This window comes from Thermopirellula anaerolimosa (assembly GCF_054657335.1).
The window spans coordinates 2,122,674-2,148,073 of record NZ_BAAHYX010000006.1; the positions used below are offsets into that span (position 1 = coordinate 2,122,674).

A 25,400-nucleotide genomic window follows, 5' to 3' on the forward strand; every position below is an offset into this window, starting at 1 on the left:
CGCACGGATCGACTCGCCCGACCGCCTCACGTTGCGACGACGGAAACCCGACTCGCGTGTCGCCCTGCGGGGCGGCGGCGTACAATGTCACTTGAAAAAAAGGTAGGTCGTCCGAGTTCTCCGCCCGCTGTGCGTCCTCCCTCACTTTGCATCAAGGAACGTTTCGCCGTGACCAATGCCGAAATCGCCGCGGTCTTCGATCAGGTGGCCGACCTCTTGGAGTTCCAAGGGGCGAACCCGTTTCGCATTCGGGCGTATCGCACGGCGGCACGCACCATCGGCGACATGGTCGAACCGCTCTCGCAATGGGTCGAGTCGGGCCGCGACCTGAAGGAGTTGGCCGGCATCGGCGACGACCTTTCCGAGAAGATCGCCGAACTGTTGACCACGGGCACGCTGTCGCTATTGGAAGAGCTAAAGGCGGAGTTTCCCGAGAGCGTGCTGTCGCTGCTCCGCGTGCAGGGGTTGGGACCCAAACGAGCGGCCATGTTGTATCGGGAATTGAATGTTCGCGGCTTGGAGGATTTGCTGGCGGCCTGCGAGTCCCATCGCGTGCGGGCATTGAAAGGTTTCGGCGCTAAGACGGAGGAGAATATCTTGAAGGGTCTTCGAGCGGCCATGGCCGAGTCGCAACGCATCCTGTGGTATCAGGCCGACCAACTCGTCCGCGATTTAACGGCCCATCTGGCCTCTGCGCCGGGGTTGCGGCGCTGCGAACCGGCGGGCAGTTATCGCCGCCGTAAGGAGACCGTCGGCGACTTGGACATTTTGACCGCCGCCGACGACCCGAAGGCGGTGATGCGGCATTTCGAAAAATTCCCCGGCGTGCGGCGAATCTTGGCCGAGGGGACCACCAAGGCCGCCGTCGAACTTCAGGCCGGTCTGAACGCCGATTTGCGGGTCATTCCGGAAGAATCCTTCGGCGCCGCCCTGCAATACTTCACCGGTTCCAAGGAGCACAACGTCGTGCTCCGCGGCATGGCCAAGGATCGCGGGCTGAAGATCAACGAGTACGGCGTGTTTCGCGGCGAGGATCGGATTGCGGGCGAGGATGAGGAGGGCGTCTACGCCGCGCTGGGATTGCCGTGGATTCCCCCGGAACTCCGCGAAGGGCGATGGGAGTTCGACTGGGCCTTGGGAGAAGGATTGCCGGAACTGATCGCGCAGGAGGACATCCGGGGCGATTTGCACATGCACACGACGTGGACGGACGGCATGGCCACGGTGGAGGAAATGGCGCGGGCGGCACGGGAACGCGGCTACGACTACATCGCCGTGACGGATCACTCCCAGCGCGTGACCGTGGCAGGGGGATTGACCCCGGACAAGGTCCTTCAGCAATGGGAGGCGATCGATCGCATCGCCGCCGAAATCGAAGGCATCCGCATCCTCAAGGGAATCGAGGTGGACATTTTGGAACAGGGCGGACTGGATTTGCCGGACGAGGTCTTGGCCCGGGCGGATTGGGTCGTGGCAAGTGTCCATTTCGGTCAGAACCAGTCGCGGGAGCGGATCACGCAGCGGATGGTGGATGCCCTGCGGAACCCCTACGTGTGTGCGATCGCACATCCTACCGGCAGATTGCTGGGGGAACGCCCCGCCTACGAGGTCGATTTGGAGGCCGTTCTGGCGACGGCGGCCGAATGCGGGAAGGCCATGGAATTGAACGCCCATCCCCGCCGTTTGGATTTGAACGATACGGCCTGCGCGGCTGCGAAACGACACGGAGTCCCTATTGTTATTTCGACGGATGCGCATAGCATAAATGGTCTCGAAGCGATGCGCTTCGGGGTGATGCAGGCTCGGCGGGGCGGGCTGACGCGGGAAGACGTGCTCAACACGCGGCCGTGGGGCGAGTTCCGCAAGTTCCTTCGCCGCGGCGGTTGACGCCCCGTAAGGCGAGTTCAGGTTCGGTCCGCAAAGTCGCCGGTCGCCCCCGGGCTGAACGACTTCCCCTTGTAACGGCCCGGCGATGCGGTCCGGCGACCACGATGGACTCTTTCGCGGTAGGCAACCATGAAAATTCACGAATACCAGGCCAAGGCCCTTCTGGCGCAATACGGGGTGCCAGTGCCGCGGGGTGAGGCCGTGGAAACGGCGGCGGATGCGGCCGAGGCCTTCCGGCGTTTGAATGTCGCCCGCGCCGTGGTCAAGGCCCAAATTCACGCGGGAGGCCGGGGGAAAGGGACGTTCGTCGAGAACCCGGCCCAGCGCGGCGTGCAATTGGTCGGCTCGGCCGAAGAGGCGGAAAAGGCGGCCGAGGCGATGCTGGGAAAGACGTTGGTCACGGCGCAGACGGGGCCGCACGGTCGCGTGGTGCGCCGCGTCTTGGTGGAGGCCGGATGCGCCATCCGCCGCGAGTTGTATCTGGGAATGGTCGTCGATCGCAATCGCGGCAAGCCGGTCCTGATCGCTTCCGCGGAGGGCGGCGTGGAGATCGAGACCGTCGCCGCTCAGCGGCCCGAGGCCATCTTTCATGAGCCGATCGATCCCTGGGCGGGCCTTCGCGGCTTCCAGACCCGAAAGCTGGCCGGAAAACTCGGCCTGGACGCATCGGGCGAAAAATCCGCCGCCGGATTCCTGCCCGCTCTGGTCCGCTGCTTTTTGGAGCAGGATTGCAGCCTGCTGGAAATCAATCCGACCGTGGTCACCGAGGACGGCACATTGCTGGCCTTGGATGCCAAGATCAACTTCGACGACAACGCCGCGTACCGCCATCCGGAATGGGCGGAGATGAGGGACCTGAACGAGGAGGAGCCGACGGAAGTGCGTGCCCAGGCCGCCGGCTTGAGCTACGTCAAACTCGACGGCAACATCGGGTGCCTGGTGAACGGGGCGGGCCTGGCGATGAGCACCATGGACCTGATCATGCTGCACGGCGGCAAGCCCGCCAACTTCCTCGATGTCGGCGGCGGCGCCGATGTGCGGCAGGTGACCGAGGCCTTTCACATCCTGTTGAGCGACTCCAACGTGCGCGCGGTGTTGGTCAACATTTTCGGCGGCATCATGCGCTGCACCACCATCGCCGAGGCGCTGATCGCGGCCTATCAATCGGTGGGCTTCCACGTGCCGCTCGTGGTTCGGCTGGAAGGCACCGAGGTCCGAGCGGGCCGGGAATTGATACAAAAAAGCGGCCTGAACATCATCGCCGCCGACGATTTGACGGATGCCGCCAAGAAGGTGGTGGCGGCCTGCAATGCGGCCGATTCCGCGTGATATCCCCGCGGAGAACCAGCAAGAGACCATTCCGCCATGAGTATATTGGTTGATCGAGATACCAAGGTTTTATGCCAGGGCATTACCGGCAAGGCCGGCCGCTTTCATACCCGCCAATGCCTGGAGTACGGCACGAAGGTGGTGGGCGGGGTGACGCCGGGCAAAGGCGGTACTGAAGCCGAGGGCGTCCCCGTCTTCGACACCGTGGAAGAGGCCGTGCAAGCCACGGGCGCCGACGCCACGATGATCTTCGTGCCGCCGCCCTTCGCCGCGGAGGCCGTGCTCGAGGCCGTCGATGCCGGCATTCGCACCATCGTGGTCATTACCGAAGGCATTCCGGTGCTGGACATGGCTCGCGTAATGCCCGCCGTCCGCGCCGCCGGCGCGCGGATGATCGGGCCGAATTGCCCCGGCGTGATCACCCCCGATGCCTGCAAGATCGGCATCATGCCGGGATACATCCACCGCCGCGGATCGATCGGCGTCATCAGTCGCTCAGGCACACTGACCTACGAGGCGGTCTGGCAACTCACGCAATTGGGGTTGGGACAGTCCACCTGCGTGGGGCTGGGCGGCGATCCCATCGTCGGGTCCAGTTTCACGGACCTTTTGGAGTTGTTCGCGGCCGACCCCGAGACGGAGGGCGTGCTGTTGATCGGTGAGATCGGCGGCAACGCCGAGGAGCAAGCGGCGGAGTACATCGCCACTCGATTCTCCAAGCCCGTCGCCGCCTTCATCGCCGGTCGCACGGCGCCGCCGGGAAAACGGATGGGACACGCGGGCGCCGTCATCACGGGCGGAAAAGGCACCGCCGCCGACAAGATCAAGGTCTTGAACGAGGCCGGCGTGGTCGTGGCGGAAAGCCCTGCCGACATGGGCGCCGCCATGAAGCGTGCGCTTGCCGCCGGTTGCTGATCGACTCGGCGGGGGCGTCTTGTAAAGCTTGTACGGCATTTTGCCGCGCCGCTGCGTAGTCCGACGGTAAAAACGGCACGCACGGCGCGGTCGCGTCCGGTTTTCAGGCCGACTTGCCCTCGATGGCCTGGGCCAGCTTTTCCAACGCCTCGCACTCGATCTGGCGGACGCGTTCTCGCGTCAATCCCAAGACCTCCCCGATCTCCTTGAGGGTCCGGGGTTGGCGATCCTCCAATCCGAACCGCAACTTCAGCACGGCAGCCTCGCGCGGATCCATGGTCTGGAGCTTCTCGCGAATGTGGAACATGCTGTCGTGTTCCACGAGCATGTCGTCGGGGGATCGGAAGCGTTCGTCCTCGATCATTTCACCCAAGGACCAACCGTTGTCGCCCTGGTCGGTCTGCGGCGTGAGGTTGTAGATGCGAATGGCTTTTTTGATGATCGAGAGTTTTTTGCGGGGCACGCCGAGAATGCGGGCGATTTCTTCCGCGGTGGGGGTGCGACCGAGTTCCTCGGTCAGGCGGGCCGTGGCGCGGCGCCACTTCGACAGCAGTTCCACCATGTAGGCGGGAATGCGGACGGTCTTGGCACAATTGATCAGCGCCCGTTTAATCGACTGCTTGATCCAATAGCTCGCATAGGTGGAGAATCGCGTTCCCATGGCGGGATCGAAGCCCTCCACCGCCCGCATCAGCCCCAGGTTGCCTTCTTCGATCAAATCTTGCAGGCTGAGACCTTTGCCGGTGTAACTCCGCGCGATATTGACCACCAGGCGGAGGTTGGCGCGGACCATGCGGTCCCGGGCCACCGGATCGCCGTTGCCGATGGCGATGGCCAGTTCCTGCTCCTCCTCGGGCGAAAGCAACGGCGTCTCGTTGATCTCGCGGAGGTAGGTCTCCAGCGGCGAATGGCTGGAAGGATCCTCATCGAACGGTTTGCGTTTGATTTTTCTCATGGGATATCAGCGTCGCTGCCTGCTCGGAAGATTTTCCCTTGAAAGGGCTATCGACGCTCCGGACCGTCGCGCTGGAGGGAAGCGTTCCGGTAACAAGATGGCGCGAATGTGCGCCGCGGCGGGATTCTTCCGTGCATAGCGATTGGCGCGAGGAGGGCGGGTCGCGGCGGCAATGCATCGCGCCGCGCGAAAAAAGACGGCCCGGCGGGTGGGTTCGCCGACGGGCCGTCGCGACGTGCTCTTCACGCTCCGCAATGCGCGAAACGGTTTGGGTGGAAAAGGGGTCAACCGTCTTGGCCGAAGCCCTGGATCAGCGGACCGCCGCTGCCCAATCCGCCCTTCAACTCTTGCTGCGGTTGAGCGGGCGACTCGGCCTTCTTGCCCTCCGCCGCCTGCTCCTCTTCCTCCGCCCATTCCACGCGCTTGCGGGAGAGGCCGATCTTGCGGGCGTCGTGATCGACTCGCAAAATCTTGACCTCGATCTCATCGCCCAGCTTGACGACCTGCTCGGGGTTATCGACCTTGTGGTCGGCCAATTCCGAGATGTGCAGCAGGCCCTCCAGGCCCTCCTCCAGGCCCACGAATACGCCGAAGTTGGTGATCTTGGTGACCGTTCCCTTGACGATCTGGCCCGGTTGGTACTTGCTGGGGATGTAGTTTTCCCAGGGGTCTTCGGCCATCTGCTTAAGTCCCAGGGCGATCCGGCGTCGCTGCTTGTCCACGGAGAGGACGCGGCATTCCACCTCTTGTCCTTTTTCTAGGACTTCGTTGGGATGCGTGATCTTGCGCGTCCACGACATATCGGTGACGTGCAGCAGGCCGTCGATTCCCTCCTCCAATTCGATGAACGCGCCGTAATTGGTGAGGTTGCGGACCGTGCCCTTGACCACCGCGCCGATAGGATAGCGCTCCTCGACGTGATCCCAGGGGTTCTCGGCGGTCTGCTTGATGCCGAGCGAGATCTCCTCTTTGTTCTTGTCGATCCCCAGCACGACCACCTCGACCTCGTCGCCGAGTTGAACGACCTCACTGGGGTGATTGATCCGCCGCGTCCACGACATCTCGCTGATGTGCACCAGACCCTCGATGCCGTCCTCCAGCTTGACGAACGCCCCGTAGTTCATCACGTTGACCACGGTGCCTTTGACGCGACTGCCGACCGGATAGCGCAGTTCGATATCCTCCCAAGGACTGGGCGTCTTTTGCTTGAGTCCCAGGGCGATTTTCTCTTTTTCCCGGTTGATATCGAGGACCATGACCTCGATTTCCTGGTCGATCGAGACCATCTCCGAGGGATGATTAATGCGGCCCCAACTCATATCGGTGATGTGCAAGAGTCCGTCGATGCCGCCCAGGTCCACGAAGACGCCGAAGTCGGCGATGTTCTTGACCACGCCCTTGCGGAGTTGGCCGACCTCCAATTCGGTGAGCAGTTGGGCCTTTTTCTCGGCCCGTTCCCGCTCGATCAGCGCCCGGCGACTGACCACGATGTTGCGCCGCGCTTCGTCGATCTTGAGCACCAGGCACTCGATGGTCTGGCCGATGTACTCGCCGATGTCGGAGGGGCGGCGAATATCGACTTGGCTGGCGGGCAGGAAGACGTTGACGCCGATGTCGACGAGCAATCCGCCCTTGATTTTGCGGGTGACCGTGCCCTTGACGACGTCGCCCTCCTTCACGGTCTCCATCACCCGCATCCACGCCCGGATCTTCTCCGCCTTGCGCTTGCTGAGGGTGATCATGCCGCGGTAGTCGTCGCCCAATCCAAACTGGTCTTCCAAATCCTCGACCAGCACGCTGACGATATCGCCGGGCTTGGGCGGTTCCTCGCCTTCCTCCCACTCCGAGAGCGGAACGATCCCTTCGCTCTTGTAGCCGACGTCCACGACGACGAAGTCTCGCTCCACGCGAAGGATACGCCCCTCCACGATCTGGTTGACGGAGACGTCTTCGTGGGAGAGCACCCATTCCTCGGGCGGGAGGCCCGCCGAGGCCTCCTGAAGTTCCGCTTCCCACTCTTCCGGAGAAGGATCCAAACCACGAATCAGATTTCGATTAACCATGAGACAAAAAACACCAACGGGCAAAAACTCGGAAAGGGCGGACAATCACCGTGCGATCCGCGAAACGCTCCCCGACACGTTCGACATCGGCGAAAAAAGCCGCGAGCCGGACGGTCGCTCGCCGTCCGCCGAACATCGCTTCGCCGAAAAACGCCGCCGCCTGTTGCGTTCGGCATAGGCGGGGTGCCGAAAGTCGGAACGGAACCGCGGGAACAATCCCTTCGTAAGAAAGATCGCAGATTTGCCGCCGGAGCACTTCGAGGGACCGTTCGCGGGGGAGGGTGTTCGGAACCGGGCGGCCATCGCAGGCGGCGACGCGGTTCGACAAGACACCGATGCCCAAAGCGGTGGAAAGTCCTCCGGGTGCGCCGCCTCCGACGAGTCGTCCCCTACCCTCGCAGGGGATACCGCGACCGCCGAGAGAGAACCGTAGTATATCGACTTTCGAGACCCGCCACAATTGCCGTACCGCACGCGTTGCGGTCCGGGTGCCGATATTTCGCCAAAGAAACCGTGGGAATTGAACCTTATCCACTCCGAAGAGGGATTGTCTCTCGATATATCCCGCCGAGACGCTGAAGCGGCCGAGGCGAGCATTTGAGGCGGGTTTAAGACGAGAAAACCGCTCTTCAGGGGGGTTGGTTCTAGCGGTTCCCGCGGGTTTTTGGTATATATGTGCGGGAGGGAAATCTGCCGCACCCCTCTTCGGAGAGGGATTTGAGCCTAGTTTCGAGTTAGTCCGCGGCGACATCAGCGCGGCGATGCGGGCATTCTTACTAGTTCAAGGAGAAAGCGTGATGGAAGTGACCGCCGAGAAGATGCAGTCGTGGTTGAATCGCTTGATCGGCCCGGAGAAGGAAAACCTCGGGCTGGCCACCTATCTGAAGCGGATTCCCCGGGTCAAAGACCTGACGAACGTACCCAGCGGCACGGTGGTCTTGGTTCGCGGAGACTTGGACGCTAAGCCGGGGGCCAAGGTCGGAGAGGGCGACATCCGCCTCCGATCCATGAAAGAGACCTTGCAAATCGGTCGGGATCGGGGATGGATCCAGGTGATTTTCGGCCACATCGGCCGCGATCCTCAACTCAGCCTGGACAAGGTGGGAAAGCGGATCAGCGAGATCATGGGTCATCCGGTTCAGCTCATCGCCGACTGGTTCGATCCCGACACGGACACGATTCGCCCCGAGGTCAAGGCCGCCCTCGCCGAAGCCAAGCCCGGCGACTTGATCCTCTTGGAGAATACCCGCAAGTACGATATGGAGCGGATTCTTTGGAAGGCTAAGGCGGCGGATATCCCCAAACTGGCCGATCGGCTTGCCAAGATCGCCAACGAATTCGCTTCGAAGATCGGCAAGGTTTATGTGCATGAGGCCTTTTCGGCGGGCAGTCTGGATACCTCCTCGGTCGTCGTCCCCGCCGCAATGGACAAGGCGGCTTTGGGCGAGTATTCCTACGGCGAATTCTCGGGTCCGTTGACCACCTGCCTCAACGCCCAACTCGTCATCTCCAGCGGCCTGAAGATCGACAAGCTGGATGACTTGGAAGCGATGATCAGTCGCGGGAAGATTCGCTGGGTCTTCACCGCCGGTTCGTTGGCGGTGGGTCTGATCAAGGCGTCGGCCCAATTGGAAGGCAAGGACTTCTGCATCGGCGTGGCCGAGGATCCGGCCCACTCCGACAAGCCGTATTTCATCCCCCAAGACCGCATCGAGCAGGCGAAGCGAATCCTTTCGGAAGGCCGGGACAAGGGCATCCAGTTCGTCATGCCCGTCGATTTCGTGCTCCAAGACGGTCGGGTATCGGAAACGATCGGCCCCGGCGAACAGCAATTGGACGTCGGTCCCGCCACTTCGGAGCTTTTCGAACGGAAGATCGGCGAGTTCATCGAATGGGCCAAGGGTCTGAACGAACCGGCGGTCGCCTTCCACAACGGTGTTTTCGGCAAGTTCGAGGAGCCTCAGTTCGAAGAGGGGACGCGCCGCTTCGTGAAGCAGTTGAAGCGACTCAAGGACGCCGGGGTCCAGGTCTTTGTCGGCGGCGGCGAGGGCGGCAAGGCCCTGGAGAAGTACGGAGATCCCTCGTGGGGAATCTACAACTTCACGGCGGGCGGTACCGTGCTCAACGCATTGGGAAGCGATCCCGTCCCGTTCCTGGTCGCCCTGGAAATGGCCGCCAAGTGACGGTTCCCCTGGGCCGGGCGCGGTTCCGGCGAATGAGGGACCTCGCGGCGCTCGCGGGGTTTCCCTCTTGATAAGAGCCTGTTCGGCTTTCTCCGTAGTTCGACATACGAAAGGCCGGTTTCCCGATCCGTTACCGGGGGCCGGCCTTTTTCGTTGCCATTCCTTTTCCAGTGGCGACGCAGTGGACCGCCTCCGCCGACCGCGTTTCGCCGCTTGCGCCTGCCGCTGGTCGCCGCTTGCGTCCTCCCCGGCATCATCGGAACAACCCTCCTGCGCGAACCCCGCCGTGCAAGGTTTTCTACCGACCCGCGCGCCGAATGCAAGCTATGGTTGGAAGGAAATATCTCTCTTCGGAGAGAAGAAATTAGGGGCGTCGGCCCCGGCGGCGGTCGTGGGATGCGCCGCCATGCCTGAAGGTTTCCAATGTGAATGGGGATTGCATGAGCGTTGTCGCACAAACGTCGGGGTTCGCCGGAGAGAAGGCCGTTCGCGCGGCGCAGCGGGTCCACGAGATCTCTACGCTGCCCCAGGTCGCTCTGAACATCATTCGCGTGGCGGACGATCCGAATTCCAGCGCCGCTGATCTGAAATCCGTGATGGAGGCCGACGCGGCGCTCAGCGCCCGGGTCATCCGCTGCGTCAATTCCTCGGCCTACGGCCTGCGGTCCAAGATTACGAACTTGCAGCAAGCCATCGCCTACCTGGGCTTGAAGCAAATCCGCAACCTGGCGGTCACCGCCACGGTTTCCGATCTCTTCAAGGCGGGCGACGGCGTAGGCCCGTATCGTCGCACCGAGCTTTGGCGGCATTTGGTGGGCGTAGGGCTGTGTGCTCGAATGCTCGCCATGCGCTTGCGGATCAGCAATTTCGAAGACGTGTTCCTGGCCGGGTTGTTGCACGATATCGGCATCATCCTGATCGACCAGCACTATCACTCGCAATTCGTGCGGATCATCGAATCCTTGCAGGAATCGGTGACGCTGTGCGAGGTGGAAACGCAAGTCTTGGGGTTCAGCCACGTGGAACTGGGCGCCGCCTTGGCCGAGCAATGGTCGTTCCCGATCTCGGCGACGGCGGCCATCCGTTATCACCACCAAGCGGCGGCCTATCGCGGCGAGCACATCGCACTGATCCGCTGCGTGGAGGTGGCGAACTTGATATGCACCCTCAAGGGCATGCCGTCGGTCGGCATGAATCTGTTGCGCTTCAATCCCCAGAGCGTGGCCGCCCTAGGATTGACGGCGACGGATCTGAAGGTCTTGGCCGCCGACTTGGACGACGAATTGTCGGCGCAATCGGGGCTGTTTCAAATCTGACGCTCGGTCCGGCGCGCGTCCCAACCGATGCAGGGGACGCCGCCGACCCGCCGGCACGACCGTTTGCAAAGGGGCAAGAAGGAAACGAGGCGACGCGTTTGCGAGGTCTGCGCCGAGCGAAAAAGCCCGCCTTACCGCATGAGGCCCTTCGCAATGGAACTCCGCGTATCGAATCTGGAGGATCTGGTCCGGACGGTCGATGTCCCCGGGCTCACCGTCGGTCGCAACCCCGGCACGGACCGACTGATCGAAGAGGGCGGTCGCACCGTTTGGCTTGTCGTGGACGAATCCTCCGGGGCGCGGGTCAGCGGTCCCGGTTGGTCCGAGCATTTTTCGTCCCGCCACACCGAGACCTTGATCGAGCAGGCGTCGCAAGGACTGCGTGATCGCGGCGCTTGGTCCGTGCGCGTGCCGGGCTTGAAGGCGACCATGGACGTGTTGGCCGCCCGCCTGGACGTCGGCAGGTCGGTCATCATGTCGGCGGCCCGACCGGTCTCACCCGATCGCCCGCCGCCGGCGGACGAACCCGCCATCATCACGCGTCTGACCACGGCCATGGCGGCCTGCTTGCTCCACGGAGAGACTTTGTTCCAGGAACTGCGTACGCGGGTTGAGCACCAGGCGGCCGAGCAGGAAATGCTCCGCCTTGCCCGCGGCGAAACTTTCATCGGCACGGTCACGGAACGGGAGGAGCGCATCCGGCAACAGCGGGAACGCGAACTGTGGGAAAAACTCTGCCGCGAAGCCGAATCCGCGAACCGAGCCAAGAACGAGTTCCTGTCCAACATCAGCCACGAATTGCGCACGCCGCTGACGGCCATCCTGGGCTACACCGACATGCTGGCCGAGGAGGCCGACCCCGAGGCGCGGTCCCGCCACTTGGAAGTCATTCGCCGCCAGAGCCGCGCCCTGCTCACCCTGGTGGATGACATCCTCGAACTGTCGGTCCTCGATCGCGGAAAGTTGCGGATCGAGAAAAGCAAATGCCGTCCCTGGCGGATCGTGGACGAGATTCTGGAATGGGCGCGACCTCAAGCCGAATCGCGAGGACTGACGATCCGCGCGGAATACGCCTTTCCCATCCCCTCGCTCATTACCACGGACGCCAGGCTCGTGCGGCAAATCCTGCTGCATTTGGTCGGCAACGCCGTCAAATTCACCGAACGCGGCGAGATCGTGCTGGGGCTTAGCTGGCTGAAAAAGGTCGGCGGCAGGTCGCAAATCCGGTTTTTCGTGCGAGATACCGGACCGGGCATCCCGCCGGACGACCTCGCTCGACTGTTCGAACCGTTCCACCAATTGGACGGCACCTCCACGCGACGGCACGGGGGACTGGGGCTGGGCTTGACCCTCGCGCAGCGATTGGTCCACGCCTTGGGCGGGACGCTGGAAGTCTCCAGTCGCCTTGGCGAGGGCAGCACCTTCACGGTCTCTTTAGACGCCGAACTTCTGCCGGGCGTGGAGTTGATTCACCGTCTACCCGAGGAAAGCTCCGCCCCCCAAGCATCGACGCCGACCGCGGAACCCGTTGCCCGCCTCGAACCTTCGGAGGACGTCGCGGAAGTCCCCCGCGGACGCATCCTGCTCGTCGAAGACTCGCCCGAGAATCGCCGGTTGATCGGGCGCTTCCTGCACTTGGCGGGTTGGGAACCCGAGACGGCGGAGAACGGCCTCGAAGGATGGCAGGCGGCCATTCAATCGCTGAACGAGGGCCGTCCCTTCGACCTCATCTTGATGGACATGCAGATGCCCGTCATGGACGGTTACGAAGCCTGTGCGCGGCTCCGCCAAGCAGGCTGGCGAGGACCGATCGTCGCGGTCACGGCCCACGCCTTGCCCGAGGACCGCGAAAAATGCCTTCAGGCCGGTTGCGACGATTATCTCACCAAACCGATTCGCCGCGACGTGCTGGTCGAGACCGTGCGGCGATACCTGAGCTTGTCGCACGCCGAAGTCGCCGATTCCACGGCGTGAAACACCTTGGGCGGCGCCGCACCGACCGCCACCCCGGATCGACCGACCCAGCGCGACAAGCTCTCGCCGCCTTGCCCAGGCGGACGGGATGAGACAATCCGGCGAGCGGTGCGTTTTTCAGCCCATCAAAGGGCGCCGTTCAGATCCGCCGGGATCGGACCTTCTCGCGTCAACGTCAGACCGTCCGAGGCGCGAATCGTGATCTTGTAGCGCGTTCCCGGTTCCATCGCCAGGTAAACGGCTTGACCGTGGGCGGCGCGGATGCCGGCGGCCTTGGCCTTTTCTTCGTCGCGGGCATAGTCCCAGAATTGCCGCCACAATTCCCGCTCAAAGTCCGTCATCGCGTTTCCCGACTGATACACCCGCGGTTGCCGATCCTCCTCGTCCACCAGGACGCCTTGGGCCGGGCTTTGGCGATCGCCGAAGATCCGTTGAAAGAGGCACAGAGAAGCCGCCCGCAACGGGTCCGACTCCTCCACGAAGCGGTCCTCGAACTTGACCACCAAGGCGTCCACGTAGACCTTGTCGCCCATCACCTCCAGCAATCGCGGTTCGCCGACGGGGCGGCCTTGCGGGTCGATCTCCACGAAGCGGAGTTGCGCGCGGGGAGGATTTTGATCGTCGCCGGGCTGAAGCCGCAAGCAATCCAAGTACGCCACGCGGCGATCGACCTTGAGCAATCGCACCGCCGTTTGAAGCCGTTCGATCTGCTTTTGCTTTTCGGCGACTTCGGTCCGCAAGTCGGCCACTTGCTCGGTCAGCACGTTCACCTGTTTCAAACGCTCCTGCAATTCCGAGGCGGTTTGGGCCAGCTTATTCTTGGTCTCATCCAGTTCCGCCTTCATGGCCTGTTGTGCGCGTTCCCGCGCGAAATACTCCGTATAGCCGAAGTAGGCCACGGCGACCAAAAGGCCGACGAACGCCAACCCCGCCAAGGTGCGGAGCAGGGAATTGATCGCCATGAGGAATTTCATGTTGGAACCCTCACTCAATTACAGGGACCTGGCACGATCCGCGAAGGCGCGGCATTATCAGGCGGCGGCGATTCGGGAACGCGACGGGGTCGCGCCGACCGGGGCGCACGCCGCGGTCGCGAAAGGGGCCTCAACTCTGAAATCGCCGCTTGCCTCTGTGAAAGCTTAGCACTTCCGGGGAGCAGTGGGTTACGCCGCCGCCGCGGTTTCTGCGTTGCCCGCGCGATCTGCGTATCGCGTACCTTCCGCACATCCCGTTCTCTCGTCCCCGCGAATCGCCCTGTAATTGGGTTGTACTGCATCCGGCGCGAGAGGTAAACTGAAAAGAGTTATACAGGGCCATTCGTTTTCATCCCCTTTTTCTTTCCATCCGCCGTTTCGGAACAGAGTTTTTCGGCGTGTGGCATCGGGGCGCGGCGTGCGCCGAAGGACTGCCTAGCTCGGCGGTTTTACGGCGAAGCGTGCCGCTGAAACGCGCCGTGCGCACGCGTGTCAAGGAGAGGTCGGATGACGCGGCCGTTCGACGCCTACCATGTCTGGTTGGGAATCCCGCCCGGCGAACAGCCCCCCGACCACTACCGCTTGCTGGGTATCCCCCTCTTCGAACACGATCCCGATGTGATCGAGCAGGCCGCCGAGCGCCAAACGGCGTTCTTGCGTCAGATGGAAAGCGGCCCGCACCGGGAAACGGCGCAGCGCATTCTGCGGGAGATTTCGCAAGCGCGGGCTACGCTGCTGAATCCGGCGACGCGAGCGACCTACGACGATCTCTTGCGGCATCTCAAGGCTGGTCGCGACGCGAGCACGATGCCCGCCTCCACGCCGACGTCCGTTTCGGGCATGCCGCGGAGCATGCCCTCTCCGCTGGAAGGTCGGACCGACGGCGCAGGCGGCGAAGCGTGGAACGTGACGCCGACGACCGGCGCGCAAAAGTCGTTGTCAGCCAAGATTCTCGCCTGGGTCACGCTGCCGTGGCGGGTGATCCTGTACCTCTGGAACCATCCCGGCGCGGCGGCCGGCGTGGCCACGTTGATCCTGATTGCGGCGGGCGTGTACTTGGTGGTGGACTCCCTCCCGCGACCGAGGGAAACAGCGGACGTCCCGCCCGATCAACGCCCCGCCTCCCAAGATTCGGCCCGGGGCGACCTGTCCGCATCCCCTGCCGAGGTCATCCCCGGTTGGTCCGCATCGAGCCACGCGAACCAAGGCGGCGCCGCCTCGCAATCGGCGAACGCGACTTCAACGAATCCCGCACCGATTCCGCCGACCGCCTCGCCCGCCACCGGCGCCGCCCCCGCCTCCGAGGTTGTGAGCGTGCCGGGCGGAACGCCCCCCGCAACCGGATCGGGCGACCGGGCGGAGTCGCAAGCCGCGGAACTGCTCCCCGGCCTGTTGGGACGGATCACCGTGGGCGGCGAGGACCTGGGCGTTGTGCTGCGATACGCGCCGGGGGATGTATTCGGGCAAGGCGAAATCGACCGACTTCTCACGCGCTACGGCCTGGAAAAGGCCGATTTGGAACTTCGCCTCGAAGGCATCCTCCGTGTCAGCGGTCAAGACCTTCCTCAAGTCGTCGGCGTGGAACTGATTGTCGAGTCGCCGCTGGCCGCATCCGGCGGAACGACGTTGTCCCTCAATGGAAGTCCGTTGCCGCTGCGAGATTTCGACGGCAGCGGGATTCCCAAGGCCGTGGTGGCTTTTCAGCCGGGTGATCGCCGCATCACCTGGACGCTGAAAGGCTCCGACTTCGGGACGGGAAACCGTTTCACGGTGCAACCGATGCGCGGACGTGTTCCGACGGACAGCATGAAGATCGCTGTTGGTTACGACACCGAACTGTTGCGGGGCTGCGAGGGACTGCCGACTTTGGGCCGGCACTCGCTGAACGCCGAGCTGACCGAACTTTCGCCCCAGGAATTGGCCGGCGACGAGGGTTCCGCGCCGCCGCCCGCCGCAACGCCCGCCGCGGTCGCGGATGCCCGCCGCCCCGTCCCTTCCTTCTCCGATCAGGCTCAGGCCAAAAACGCCCTTCAGCAGAAGTATCGGAAAGAGTTAGCGGACGCAAATCGCCCGGAAACCCGATCCCTTCTGGCTCGGACCTTCATGAACGAGGCCAACCAAGAGAGCGACCCCGCACTCCGTTACGCGCTCCGCATGGAGGCGAGGGACTTGGCCGTCAATGCGGGCGATCCCTTCCTGGCCGTGCAAATCGGCGAGACCATCGCGGCAGAATTCCAGCGCGACGTCTGGGAGGTCCACGTCGAGACGCTCGGCGAGGTTCGCAAGAGCAAGCTTTTGATAGCGCGAGAACCGGCCCTGACCGTATTGCAGAGCCTGGTCCGCTCGGCGGTTCGCGAGGACCGTTACGACGCCGCCAAGTCGCTGGCCGAGATCGGCGAGGGAATTGCCCAGGAGGCTCGCGATTTGGTGCTCCGCGACGCCTTCAAGCAGGCGCAAGATCAGGCCCAAGGCTTGGCGACGGCCTACCAGTCCATCGAAGACGCCTTGGCCGCCTTGCAAACGAACGAGGACGATCCGCCCGCCAACGAGACGGTGGGGCGTTTCTACTGCCTAGTCAAGCAGGATTGGAAGACCGGCCTGCCCTACCTGGCCAAAGCCGAGCACGCCGTGCTGCGGGCGGCCGCGCGCAACGACCTGGCTTCGCCGACCTCGCCCTCGGCACAGTTGCGCATCGCCGACGATTGGTGGGCATACGCCGAATCGCTGAACGATGCCGAGAAGGCCGCCGTGCGGCGCCGGGCCGGCTATTGGTACCTCAAAACCGAGCGATTCCAATCCGGCGAGAATCTGGCGCGCGTGCGTCAGCGTTTGGCGGAAAGCGGACGAGTCGTCAATTTGATTGCCGCCGCGGCGTCGCGGAAAGCGGCCTTCGTAGGGACCTGGCAAGCAGGACGGGGAATGCTGGTTTCGGCGCCCGAGCCTCTCCCCAAGGTCGTTTTCCAGGTCTTGCCGCCGGAGGAATACGACGTCGTATTGGATCTGCAACCGCTCCCCCGGCCTACGCCGCCGCGGGGAAGGGGGCAGCAGAATCCGCCGCCGGTGTCCGGGCAAGGGGCGTTCATGATCGGCTTGCCGCTCGGTCGCTCCTCCGCCGTCGCCGTTCTCGATTGGCTCCAGACCACGAGCAACGCTCACTACGCCTTCTTGGCCAACTACGACGGAAAGGGCCCGGACCCCGCCAACCCCACGCTCCGTGCGGTCCAAATCTTTCGCACAGCGCGCCCCAACACGGTCATTTGCCAGGTCCGATTGGACTCCATCACGGTGACGGCCAACGGCGTCCCCGTGATCGAATTTCAGGGAGATTTGGGCCGACTGTCGCTGCCGCGGGAAATCGGCGTGAGCGGCCCGCGACGCCTCTTCTTCGCCACCGTCCTTGCGCCCTACCAGGTGTCGCAGGCCGAACTGCGGGACGTGGGCGAATGAACGGCCAACCCGCTTCGGCAACGCACGGGCAAGCACTCAACACGGCGGACGGCGCCCCGACCGCCTGCGACGTGCTGGCCTTGGGCAGTCTTGCCGTGGACGACGTGCTCTATCTGGAGCGTTTCCCCCAACCGGACGACAAAATCACCGTGACGCACAGGTCACGGCGATGCGGCGGATTAGCGGGAACGGCCCTCTTGGCTGCCGCTCGCTTCGGCGCCCGAGCCGCCTATGCCGGATGGTTCGGCAACGACGAGCTTTGCCGCTTCATCGGCGAGCGTCTTCGGGCGGAGGGAATCGACCTTCGCCATGCCGAAGCCTGGCCGGGCGGCGGCGTGGTCCATTCCACCGTGCTCGTCGATCCCGAACAGCGCACCCGGACCGTGTTGGCCTATCGCACCGGTGAACCGGGACCGGCCGACGACGCTCCTCCGCTCCCGGTTATCCGCGGCGCCAAGGTACTGCTGATCGACCATCACGGATTGCCGGGCACACTTCGCGCCGTGCGGGCCGCCGCGGATTTCGGCGTACCGATCGTGGCCGACTTCGAACGCGACTCCGGACCGCTACTCGCCGAAATCCTGCCCCTGGTGGATCACTTGGTGGTGGGCTTGCGGTTCGCCCGAGGGTGGTTCCGCGATGCCGGCCTCGATCCCGCCGAAGCCGTTCGCCGTTTCTGGAACGAACGGCGGCAGGCCGTCGTCATCACCCACGGCGAACACGGCTGCCATTACCGGGCTCGCGAGGACAATGCGGTGCGGCATCAACCGGCCTATCGCGTCGCGACGCGGGACACGACCGGTTGCGGCGACGTCTTCCACGGCGTCTATGCGGCTCTCTTAGCGCGGGATAGCGCGCTCGCGGAAAGGATTCGCCTCGCGTCCGCGGCGGCGGCACTCCGTGCCGCGGGAACCGTCGATCACGCCGACAACGTCCCCGACGAACGGGCCGTCATGGAGTTCTTAGCCGTCGAATAAGCCGGGGTCTGCGGCGTCTCAATGCACCGGTCCGTCGGCTTATCGACACGGCCTTTTCCCTCATTTATACTTGGGGCGAACGTCTCGCCTCTAAGTGCTTCAACCCGGGAGAGCGGCCATGTCGCAGCTTTGTTTCGGCCTTTGGGAGAATCGTGCCCTGCGATTCCGGTTGCTGGTCGTCGCGGTCGCATGGGGTGTGATGGGAGCGGTGATGGATCGCCCGGACGTTGCCGGACCGTCCCGCCTCTGCGCGGCCCAAGAGTTCCTCGGTCCGACGGAGATCGTCGCATCTCCCGACGGCGGCACGCTGTACGTCCTGTGCCGGGACGCCGCCAAGATCGCCGTGGTCAACCGCGCCCAGGGCGAGGCGGTCCGATGGATCCCAGTCCCCGCGGATCCCTCCGGAATGATCGTCAGTCGCGACGGGAGCAAGCTCTACGTGACGGCGGGCATCACCGACGGCGTCGTGGTCGCACTGGACGCCGCCTCCGGCAACGAAACGGCCAGAATCGCGCTCGGCCATTTCCCCTGCGGTCCCAGCTTGTCGCCCGACGAAACCAGGCTTTACGTCTGCAATCGCTTCCTCAACCGAGTGGCGGTCGTGGACCTTGCCTCGGGCAAGATCACCCGGACGGTAAGTGTCATTCGCGAACCGATCGCCACGGCGGTGACGCCCGACGGAAAGACCGTCTTCGTCGCCAACTATCTGCCGCTGGATCGGGCCGACGAATTCGACGTCGCGGCGGAGATCTCCTGGTTCGACGCCGAGACGCTGCAAGGCGGCCGCATCCGTCTGCCCAACGGCACCACCGACCTGCACGACTTGAAGGTCACGCCGGACGGCAAGCACGTGGTGGCCGTACACATCCTGGCCCGGTACCAGATGCCCACCACCCAACTGGAACGCGGTTGGATGAACACGAACGCGCTATCCATCGTGGACGTGGAAAATCGCGCCTGGGTCAATACGGTGCTGCTGGACGACATCGATCTGGGCGCGGCCTTGCCTTGGCGGGTGGTTTGTCCGGGCGACGGTCGCGTGTACGTCTCCCACGCCTCCAGCGACGAGGTCACCATGGTGCAATGGCAACCGTTGCTGGATAAGCTGGCGGCACTGCCGAAGGAACCGCCCGCCGGCGTGAGCTACGACGGTTCGCAGACCTCGCTGACCGCGGGCGACGTGCCCAACGACCTCTCCTTCTTGGTCGGCATCAAAGAGCGATTTCCCATCTACGGCACCGGTCCTTACGACTATTTGGAACGGCCCATCGACGAGGTGCCCAAGGGACCGCGCGGCCTGTGCGTGACGGACGGCAAGATCTACACCGCCGTCTATTTCGGGAACATGCTGGCCGTGATCGATCCGGCGGCGTCGAAATACCGCCGCATCAGCTACCTCCATTTAGGCCCCAAGCCCGAATTGAGCCTGGAGCGCCGCGGCGAAATGTTCTTCTACGACGCCGCCTTGTGCTTCCAGCACTGGCAAAGCTGCGCCTCGTGCCATCCCGACGCCCGGGTGGACGGTTTGAACTGGGACCTTTTGAACGACGGGATCGGCACGCCGAAGAACAACAAGAGCATGCTGCTGGCCCATCAAACGCCGCCCTCGATGTGGGAGGGCGTTCGCCCCGACGCCGAGTCCGCCGTGCGGTCGGGCATCCGGCACATCCAGTTCGCGGTGCGACCCGAGGAGGACGCCCAGGCCATCGACGCCTACCTGAAGTCGCTTCAGCCGATTCCCAGTCCGTACTTGGTGGACGGTCGCTTGAGCGAGGCGGCGCAGCGGGGACGCGAGTTGTTCTTCTCTTCCCGGTTGAATTGCGCCCATTGCCACCCCGAACCGTTGTACACCGATCTTCGCAAGCACGACGTGAATTCCAAGGGCAAATTCGATCGCGTCTCGGAATTCGACACGCCGTCGCTGATCGAGGTATGGCGCACCGCGCCCTACATGCACGACGGTCACTATCTGACGCTGGAGGAGGTCTTCCGCGAAGGCCGGCACGGCGACGTGGCGGGCGAAATCGATAAACTCACCGACCAAGAACTGCACGACCTGTGCGAATTCCTCCGCTCGCTATGAATCCATGAATCGAGAGCGAAGTCGATCAAGTCGTACGGTCGGGAGGGAGATCGGGAGGGCAATCCGCCGCCGATGAGCGAGTTCGTCCAAGAGCGTCATCGCGCGCCCTTCCCGCTGGTGCGTCCGCGGGAATTGATCCTCGCCTGTCCGCCCATGAAGAGCAACGTCAACCTGTCGCGGATCGTTCGCGCGGCGGGTTGCTGCGGCCTGCGTCGGCTCATCTGTTGCGGCAATGCCCGCATTTTGCCCGAGATCGCCCGGGATACCGGTCCCGAACTGGTGATCGAGTTCCATCGCACGCTCCCGCCGGTGCTGAAGCGTCTCAAGGCGGAGGGTTATCCGCTGATCGGGCTGGAGCAAACCTCGGACTCGCGGTGCATCTACGAATTCGCGTTCCCGCGTCGGTGCGTCTTGGTGATCGGCCACGAACGGTTGGGCATCGAAGACGAGATTCTGCGGTTGCTCGATGCCGTGGTCGAGATTCCCGTTTACGGCCTGCCGCACGCGCATAATGTGGCCACCGCCGCCGCCATGGCGATGTACGAATACTGCCGGCAATACCCATCGGGTTGAGAACCGGGGTCTCGCCGGCGGCGCGGCGCGACGAGGGGACGATTGGGGCGTCTACCACTCGCCGCCGATCGACGATCCATGCAGCACGCCGCGAAAACAAAAACCGCCGGCATAAGCCGGCGGCGGAGAGGGTCGCATTACGTTCGCGTAAAGAACGAATCGCAATGATCGGGCGAAGTCGCTCACCACGGACCGCGAACGTAGTTGTAGCCGAATTGGTCGGTGTCGTGAGGCCAGGACGGCGCTCCTCGGAAGATGGGGCGTCCGCCTTCCGCCGGGCCGGGCCAATTGCGGCTGAATTGGTGGTCGATGGTGTTGACGCGGGTATTGCCCACTCCCCATCCCCAATGCGTCTGGAACTCCGCGGTGGGCGGCACCACCACGGCGATGGGCGCTCCCCACGCGGCGTTGGCGTAGCCCGTGTGCCATGGCGCGCACGCGGCGCGGCGTTGCGCCCGGGCACCGAAGAACGTGTTCTCCCCTCCCCAGGCCGCCGTTGCGCTCAGGCTCAAGGCGACCATCGTCAACAACGCGATACCGACTCTTGCTTTCATAACGAGTTCCTTGTTTCCAGCGGGATTACGGATGCCGTTTGTGCGAAGCGCCTTCGATCCGCCGCTCCGCCGGGACTTGCCTCAGGCTGCCCGACCCAGCGCGTCCGTCCTTGACCGAATCGCGCCGACGCGGACGACCCGATCGGGCGATTGCTCTAGTACCAGCCCACCACCGTGCGCGTCCACCCTCCTTGCGGATTCTGCCGCCAATACACTTTCATGTGTTTGTGCAGGAATTCGTGCGGGTAAAGGGGTTGGTACGTCACCCAGGTGTGACCCACGTACGGGGGCGTGGGCACCGGCGAAACGTACAACGGGGCCGAGAGATTGCCCGGTGCCATCGGGGCCCAATAGCTCGGGAACAAATCGCCCACGCGGTGATTGTCCGCGGCGCGAACGCCGGCGGGCGGGCAGTTGGGACAAGGGGCCTGGGCCGCGGCGAAATCCGCCCCGCACGCCGTTAGCCACAAAAGCGCCGTGACGCCCGCCGCGATCCGAAAATGTGAGTGCCGCATCGATCGAATCCTTTCTCGAAATCTCTGAATCTCCCACGCCGCGCCGTTGCGCGAACCCGTCATCTTTCCGCGCGATGCCCGCTTTACCGGCGAACATTCACCGGACACCGCGAATCGGGGGAACGGACCTCCTTGCCGCCGACCCCGGCACCGCCGCCGATCCCGCGAATGGAATCGATGCGCAGTCGCCGTTCCATCCGCGTAGGGCCGTCTATTCTGTTGATTCGGCTTGAATCGGCGGCGCGGGTGAGACTTTGTGAACGGGAAACCCCGTGTTTTGCTGCGAAAAAAGGCCCATCCCGGCCCAAACGCGATCGGCGACTCCGGATAGCCGCTACAGCCCGCAAAGTTTGCCGTCGGGCAGCGCAACCGCGCCGGGCAATGGCGCAGTTCCTGGAATCATCAGCAGGCGACACTTCGATTTGTGACAATCAGGAGACATTTCTATTCGTGGGCAACAACTTTTTCCCGATTCGCCCTTGATCGCTCGGTCAATGTTCGGTACGCTTCCGCCCTCTTACCCGCGGGTCCGACCGAGACCGCGGCCAAACGATACATCCGCCTTCGGCTGCGGCATGGGCCGGGGGTCGAGCAACGGATGCGACGGTTTCGGCGGGAGGGTCCGTCTTGGCAAGTGCCCCCGGGGAGCTTGGCGGTGGCCGGATATGATCTGAGATCGAACCGAACACACGGCGGCGCGACGCTTGGGTTCGCCCTGGGCGCTTGGGCCGCATGCGCCGCGATCGCCACGTGCCTGACCGGATGCGCCGGCATGAGCGCGTCATCTCTCAACGCTCAGGGTGTGCGGCTTTACCAGCAATCCCGTTATCAAGAGGCCCTTCAGCAATTCGGCCAGGCCCTGGTCTATGACCCCAACGACGCCGACGCGTACTACAACATCGCGGCGGTGTATCACCGCATGGGCGAAGTCTATCGCCGCCCGGAGGAATTCCCCAAAGCCGAACAATACTACCGCCTGTGTCTCGGCAAGTCGCCGGATCACACGGCGGGGCACCGCGGTTTGGCCGTGCTTTTGGTCCGCCAGGGGCGATCGGCCGAGGCCTTCCAACTGATGCAAGACTGGATGTTGCGGCGGCCCGATCTCGCCGATCCCCGGATCGAATTGGCGCGGTTGTACGAGGAATCGGGCGACACGGCGACGGCCAAACGCTACCTGACCGAGGCCTTGGCGATCGATCCGCGGAACGTCCGCGCCATGAATGCGTTGGGGCACCTCCGCGAAATCTCGGGCGAACGGGAGTTGGCGCTGGTCAGCTACCAACAGTCGCTGCAATTCAACCCGCGGCAACCGGAATTGGCCGCCCGGGCGGCCACTCTGGAATCTCAAGTCCGCTTGGCGCAAGCCGCGCCGAAGCGCGGGGGATTTTCCGCCCCCGCCGCCGATCGGTCTCTTCTTCGCTGAGGGTCCGAATCGTCTTGGCCAAGCGACCACCCGGCGCACCCGGCCGTCGCCTCCTCACGCCGCCGTTCGATCCAAGCGATCCGCCGCATTTGACTCGCGCCGCCGGTGACCTAGAGTTTCAATGAGGGACTCTCTCAAAGATCAGCCGGAGAGGGTTCCCGTGCTCGGCGTCGTCCGCACGCCTCATCCCGGCGACGTCTCTCGGCTGAGAATGGTGTGGGTGCTTCTCCAGGAAATGCGTCCCGGCGGATTGGTTTGCGTCGGGTCGCGGAAGGGTTTCGACTTCTACTATATTCGCTCCAAAGGTTTTCCGGCGTCTCGGGCCGACCGCCCGGGACGATGTTGCGAGGCGACGCCCCAACGCCGCCCGCCGCGGAGAAACGCCGCGACGGACCGTCGCAAGCATCGCTCCTCGCCGCCGAATGGGAATTTCCACGATGTCTCGCTTTCCTGCTCGTCTCTCGGCAAAGGTACGCAAGCTCCTCCTTGAACAAGACGCCGCCACGACGGTGGAGTACGCCGTCATGCTCGGCCTGATTCTTCTGACGGCCCTGGGCGCCATCGGCACTTTCGGCAGCGAAACGGGCGGCTTGTGGTCGGGGATACTCGGCAAACTGCAAGCCGTGGGTTTCATGCCGTAAAGACCGTTTCTCGCAGCGAAAGATCGCGCGGATCTCTCCAGCCACGGAGCACGGCCCTGGGAACATGGCGGTTCCTCCACCGCCGGCTTACACCGCCGGCTCACGCCGGCGGCTCCACGATTTCGCTTGGCTCGCCGGCGGCTGTGAAACATTTGTTGTAAAAGATGCGGCACCGTGAGCCGCCGGCGTAAGCCGGCGGTGGGGGCGTGCGCCCAAGCCGGACGAACCTTCAGAGACGTCCCCCGTCGCCTGCCGGAGCGATCTTCTCCCGAAGCCTACACGCTCCTTTTTGGGAAAATGGCGGAGGTCCGAATTCACCCCAGCGGCTTATTGACAGCCCGGAACGCGCCCCCTATGATAGGCAATGAAAAACAGGGCAAGATTTTCTGATTGGCGAAGGTATACGCCGTCTAGAGGAGAGGCCGAGGTTGCGTAGGCGAAAATATCCCGCAGGATGCCCCATCGCCTTCGGCCCGCTGTTTTGCGCCGATTGATCGGGTGCAGTCTCAAGTTGGGGGGAATCGGTTCCGTGGTGAGCGGCGTTTTCGACCCCATGGCGCCGCTGAATTCCTTGGGGGATTTCTGAGAAGGAGGAGGATGTCATGACCCAGCGTAGCGTGTTGTTTTTGGCGGCCGCGGCGTGGCTACTGTTGCCGATCGGCGTCGCCTCGGCGCAGGATGCCTGCGCCCCCGCGTGTGCACCGGCCTGCAAACCGGTCGTTCCCTGCGTCCAGAAAACGGTTTGGGTACGTCAGGTGTGCACCGAAATGCGGACCGTGCGTTGCGTGGAGTACGTCCCGCAAGAAAAGGAATACACGGTCCAGGTGGTGAAACTGGTCCCCGAGACCACCACCGTGGAAAAGGAGTGCATCGAGTGGACCACGGAGACCCGCACGAAGGAGGTTCGCTACACCGTGTGCAAACCGGTGTGGCAAACAGTGACGCGTGAGTACACGGTCATGGTTCCCAAGTGCGAAAAGGTGCAAGGCACCCGTAAGGTCTGCAAGATGGTGCCGGTGAAGGAGACGCGGAAAATCTGCGTCGATGAAGGCGGTTGGGAGGAACGTCCGTGCCAACCGGGGTGCACCATTCGCGGTCATCATCACCGGCGTGTCGTGACGGCCTGCTGCCCGCCCACGCCCGACGCCTGTGCTCCGCCTGCCGCGACCTGCAAGGTTTGGGTCTCCAAGCCGGTGATCAAGGAGGTCGAGGTCACCTGCCTGCGTCCGCAGTGGGTGGAAGAGCCTTGCGAGTACACCCGCGTGGTCTGCGTTCCCGAAAAGCGAACCTGCGAAGTGAAGGTTTGCCACTGGGAGAAGCAGGAGTGCGTCAAGCAGTGCCAATACACCGTTTGCGTGCCGAAGAAGGTGGTGCGACCGGTGCAAGTGACCGTTTGCAAGAAGGTCGTCGAACCGGTCGTGAAGAAGTGCACGGTGATGGTCCCGTGCGTGGTGGAAAAGCAAGTGCCGGTTCGCGTTTGCAAGCGAGTTCCGGTAACGGTCACGGTGCCGGTTCGTGCTCACCACTTGCTTCATCGGAAGGTCGTGGGCGACGTTTGCTGCGATAGCTGAAGCCCGCTCAGTTCCCGCTC

20 protein-coding genes are annotated in these 25,400 nt (G+C 63.7%); 15 read left to right on the forward strand and 5 right to left on the reverse strand.

Annotated features, from left to right (window positions below):
- The first annotated feature begins 168 nt into the window (after positions 1 to 168).
- The 3 genes from polX to sucD all read left to right on the forward strand — a co-directional run bounded on the left by polX (position 169) and on the right by sucD (position 4,131).
- Positions 169 to 1,887 carry a DNA polymerase/3'-5' exonuclease PolX gene (polX, locus tag ACYQ6J_RS13670; protein WP_460184743.1) on the forward strand — a complete coding sequence of 573 codons (1,719 nt, stop codon included), beginning with the start codon at positions 169 to 171 and terminating at the stop codon, positions 1,885 to 1,887.
- 129 nt (positions 1,888 to 2,016) lie between these two features.
- Complete coding sequence (gene sucC, locus ACYQ6J_RS13675) at positions 2,017 to 3,216, forward strand: ADP-forming succinate--CoA ligase subunit beta (RefSeq protein WP_460184744.1); 1,200 nt, start codon at positions 2,017 to 2,019, stop codon at positions 3,214 to 3,216.
- A 36-nt stretch (positions 3,217 to 3,252) separates the two neighbouring features.
- The gene (gene sucD, locus ACYQ6J_RS13680; RefSeq protein ID WP_460184745.1) at positions 3,253 to 4,131 is read left to right on the forward strand and encodes a succinate--CoA ligase subunit alpha; all 879 of its coding nucleotides are present in this window, start codon (positions 3,253 to 3,255) and stop codon (positions 4,129 to 4,131) included.
- A gap of 103 nt (positions 4,132 to 4,234) precedes the next feature.
- On the opposite strand, the gene ACYQ6J_RS13685 is transcribed toward sucD, so the two are convergent.
- Both ACYQ6J_RS13685 and ACYQ6J_RS13690 read right to left on the reverse strand, forming a co-directional pair.
- Complete coding sequence (locus tag ACYQ6J_RS13685; protein ID WP_460184746.1) at positions 4,235 to 5,086, reverse strand: sigma-70 family RNA polymerase sigma factor; 852 nt, start codon at positions 5,084 to 5,086, stop codon at positions 4,235 to 4,237.
- A 284-nt stretch (positions 5,087 to 5,370) separates the two neighbouring features.
- Positions 5,371 to 7,149, reverse strand: a complete 1,779-nt coding sequence (locus tag ACYQ6J_RS13690) for a 30S ribosomal protein S1 (RefSeq protein ID WP_460184747.1) — start codon at positions 7,147 to 7,149, stop codon at positions 5,371 to 5,373.
- Here ACYQ6J_RS13690 and ACYQ6J_RS13695 point away from each other — a divergent pair.
- The 4 genes from ACYQ6J_RS13695 (at position 7,148) to ACYQ6J_RS13710 (ending at position 12,622) form a co-directional block, all read left to right on the forward strand.
- On the forward strand, positions 7,148 to 7,327 hold the full coding sequence (locus tag ACYQ6J_RS13695) for a hypothetical protein (protein ID WP_460184748.1): 180 nt from the start codon (positions 7,148 to 7,150) through the stop codon (positions 7,325 to 7,327). The genes ACYQ6J_RS13690 and ACYQ6J_RS13695 overlap by 2 nt on opposite strands.
- Positions 7,328 to 7,946: 619 nt before the next feature.
- Entirely contained in the window at positions 7,947 to 9,332 is a 1,386-nt protein-coding gene (gene pgk, locus ACYQ6J_RS13700) for a phosphoglycerate kinase (RefSeq protein WP_460184749.1), read from the forward strand.
- A 440-nt stretch (positions 9,333 to 9,772) separates the two neighbouring features.
- Positions 9,773 to 10,648 (forward strand): HDOD domain-containing protein, encoded by an 876-nt coding sequence (locus tag ACYQ6J_RS13705; protein WP_460184750.1) that lies wholly within the window; start codon positions 9,773 to 9,775, stop codon positions 10,646 to 10,648.
- A 153-nt stretch (positions 10,649 to 10,801) separates the two neighbouring features.
- Positions 10,802 to 12,622 carry an ATP-binding protein gene (locus ACYQ6J_RS13710; RefSeq protein ID WP_460184751.1) on the forward strand — a complete coding sequence of 607 codons (1,821 nt, stop codon included), beginning with the start codon at positions 10,802 to 10,804 and terminating at the stop codon, positions 12,620 to 12,622.
- 125 nt (positions 12,623 to 12,747) lie between these two features.
- On the opposite strand, the gene ACYQ6J_RS13715 is transcribed toward ACYQ6J_RS13710, so the two are convergent.
- On the reverse strand, positions 12,748 to 13,596 hold the full coding sequence (locus ACYQ6J_RS13715; protein WP_460184752.1) for a hypothetical protein: 849 nt from the start codon (positions 13,594 to 13,596) through the stop codon (positions 12,748 to 12,750).
- A 507-nt stretch (positions 13,597 to 14,103) separates the two neighbouring features.
- Here ACYQ6J_RS13715 and ACYQ6J_RS13720 point away from each other — a divergent pair.
- The 4 genes from ACYQ6J_RS13720 to ACYQ6J_RS13735 all read left to right on the forward strand — a co-directional run bounded on the left by ACYQ6J_RS13720 (position 14,104) and on the right by ACYQ6J_RS13735 (position 20,676).
- The gene (locus ACYQ6J_RS13720; RefSeq protein WP_460184753.1) at positions 14,104 to 17,043 is read left to right on the forward strand and encodes a hypothetical protein; all 2,940 of its coding nucleotides are present in this window, start codon (positions 14,104 to 14,106) and stop codon (positions 17,041 to 17,043) included.
- Entirely contained in the window at positions 17,040 to 18,020 is a 981-nt protein-coding gene (locus tag ACYQ6J_RS13725; RefSeq protein ID WP_460184754.1) for a PfkB family carbohydrate kinase, read from the forward strand. Before ACYQ6J_RS13720 ends, ACYQ6J_RS13725 begins: the two co-directional genes overlap by 4 nt.
- 118 nt (positions 18,021 to 18,138) lie before the next feature.
- Positions 18,139 to 20,103, forward strand: coding sequence for a hypothetical protein (locus ACYQ6J_RS13730; protein ID WP_460184755.1), 1,965 nt, complete (start codon positions 18,139 to 18,141; stop codon positions 20,101 to 20,103).
- 72 nt (positions 20,104 to 20,175) lie between these two features.
- Positions 20,176 to 20,676, forward strand: coding sequence for a TrmH family RNA methyltransferase (locus tag ACYQ6J_RS13735; RefSeq protein WP_460184756.1), 501 nt, complete (start codon positions 20,176 to 20,178; stop codon positions 20,674 to 20,676).
- Positions 20,677 to 20,858: 182 nt separating this feature from the next.
- Here ACYQ6J_RS13735 and ACYQ6J_RS13740 read toward each other — a convergent pair whose 3' ends face one another.
- Together ACYQ6J_RS13740 and ACYQ6J_RS13745 are read right to left on the reverse strand one after the other, a co-directional pair.
- On the reverse strand, positions 20,859 to 21,230 hold the full coding sequence (locus tag ACYQ6J_RS13740) for a hypothetical protein (RefSeq protein WP_460184757.1): 372 nt from the start codon (positions 21,228 to 21,230) through the stop codon (positions 20,859 to 20,861).
- A gap of 155 nt (positions 21,231 to 21,385) precedes the next feature.
- Positions 21,386 to 21,745, reverse strand: a complete 360-nt coding sequence (locus ACYQ6J_RS13745; protein ID WP_460184758.1) for a hypothetical protein — start codon at positions 21,743 to 21,745, stop codon at positions 21,386 to 21,388.
- 772 nt (positions 21,746 to 22,517) lie between these two features.
- Here ACYQ6J_RS13745 and ACYQ6J_RS13750 point away from each other — a divergent pair.
- From ACYQ6J_RS13750 to ACYQ6J_RS13765, 4 genes are all read left to right on the forward strand, one after another.
- Positions 22,518 to 23,168, forward strand: coding sequence for a tetratricopeptide repeat protein (locus tag ACYQ6J_RS13750; RefSeq protein ID WP_460184759.1), 651 nt, complete (start codon positions 22,518 to 22,520; stop codon positions 23,166 to 23,168).
- Positions 23,169 to 23,605: 437 nt separating this feature from the next.
- Positions 23,606 to 23,809: a Flp family type IVb pilin gene (locus ACYQ6J_RS13755; RefSeq protein WP_460184760.1), complete on the forward strand. Its 204-nt coding sequence runs from the start codon at positions 23,606 to 23,608 to the stop codon at positions 23,807 to 23,809.
- A 454-nt stretch (positions 23,810 to 24,263) separates the two neighbouring features.
- A complete protein-coding gene (locus ACYQ6J_RS13760) occupies positions 24,264 to 24,395 on the forward strand; it encodes a hypothetical protein (RefSeq protein ID WP_460184761.1) in 132 nt (43 codons plus the stop codon).
- Positions 24,396 to 24,411: 16 nt separating this feature from the next.
- Positions 24,412 to 25,380 carry a hypothetical protein gene (locus ACYQ6J_RS13765; RefSeq protein ID WP_460184762.1) on the forward strand — a complete coding sequence of 323 codons (969 nt, stop codon included), beginning with the start codon at positions 24,412 to 24,414 and terminating at the stop codon, positions 25,378 to 25,380.
- The last annotated feature ends 20 nt before the right edge of the window (positions 25,381 to 25,400 follow it).

Coding starts and splice junctions, on each gene's coding strand:
- ACYQ6J_RS13695 (WP_460184748.1), top strand. CDS start 7,148: ATGAGACAAAAAACACCAACGGGCAAAAACTCGGAAAGGGCGGACAAT.
- sucC (WP_460184744.1), top strand. CDS start 2,017: ATGAAAATTCACGAATACCAGGCCAAGGCCCTTCTGGCGCAATACGGG.
- ACYQ6J_RS13745 (WP_460184758.1), bottom strand. CDS start 21,745: ATGCGGCACTCACATTTTCGGATCGCGGCGGGCGTCACGGCGCTTTTG.
- pgk (WP_460184749.1), top strand. CDS start 7,947: ATGGAAGTGACCGCCGAGAAGATGCAGTCGTGGTTGAATCGCTTGATC.
- ACYQ6J_RS13720 (WP_460184753.1), top strand. CDS start 14,104: ATGACGCGGCCGTTCGACGCCTACCATGTCTGGTTGGGAATCCCGCCC.
- ACYQ6J_RS13740 (WP_460184757.1), bottom strand. CDS start 21,230: ATGAAAGCAAGAGTCGGTATCGCGTTGTTGACGATGGTCGCCTTGAGC.
- ACYQ6J_RS13755 (WP_460184760.1), top strand. CDS start 23,606: ATGTCTCGCTTTCCTGCTCGTCTCTCGGCAAAGGTACGCAAGCTCCTC.
- ACYQ6J_RS13690 (WP_460184747.1), bottom strand. CDS start 7,149: ATGGTTAATCGAAATCTGATTCGTGGTTTGGATCCTTCTCCGGAAGAG.
- ACYQ6J_RS13765 (WP_460184762.1), top strand. CDS start 24,412: ATGACCCAGCGTAGCGTGTTGTTTTTGGCGGCCGCGGCGTGGCTACTG.
- ACYQ6J_RS13760 (WP_460184761.1), top strand. CDS start 24,264: ATGCCCCATCGCCTTCGGCCCGCTGTTTTGCGCCGATTGATCGGGTGC.
- sucD (WP_460184745.1), top strand. CDS start 3,253: ATGAGTATATTGGTTGATCGAGATACCAAGGTTTTATGCCAGGGCATT.
- ACYQ6J_RS13750 (WP_460184759.1), top strand. CDS start 22,518: ATGAGCGCGTCATCTCTCAACGCTCAGGGTGTGCGGCTTTACCAGCAA.
- ACYQ6J_RS13730 (WP_460184755.1), top strand. CDS start 18,139: ATGTCGCAGCTTTGTTTCGGCCTTTGGGAGAATCGTGCCCTGCGATTC.
- ACYQ6J_RS13735 (WP_460184756.1), top strand. CDS start 20,176: ATGAGCGAGTTCGTCCAAGAGCGTCATCGCGCGCCCTTCCCGCTGGTG.
- ACYQ6J_RS13725 (WP_460184754.1), top strand. CDS start 17,040: ATGAACGGCCAACCCGCTTCGGCAACGCACGGGCAAGCACTCAACACG.
- ACYQ6J_RS13710 (WP_460184751.1), top strand. CDS start 10,802: ATGGAACTCCGCGTATCGAATCTGGAGGATCTGGTCCGGACGGTCGAT.
- ACYQ6J_RS13705 (WP_460184750.1), top strand. CDS start 9,773: ATGAGCGTTGTCGCACAAACGTCGGGGTTCGCCGGAGAGAAGGCCGTT.
- ACYQ6J_RS13685 (WP_460184746.1), bottom strand. CDS start 5,086: ATGAGAAAAATCAAACGCAAACCGTTCGATGAGGATCCTTCCAGCCAT.
- ACYQ6J_RS13715 (WP_460184752.1), bottom strand. CDS start 13,596: ATGAAATTCCTCATGGCGATCAATTCCCTGCTCCGCACCTTGGCGGGG.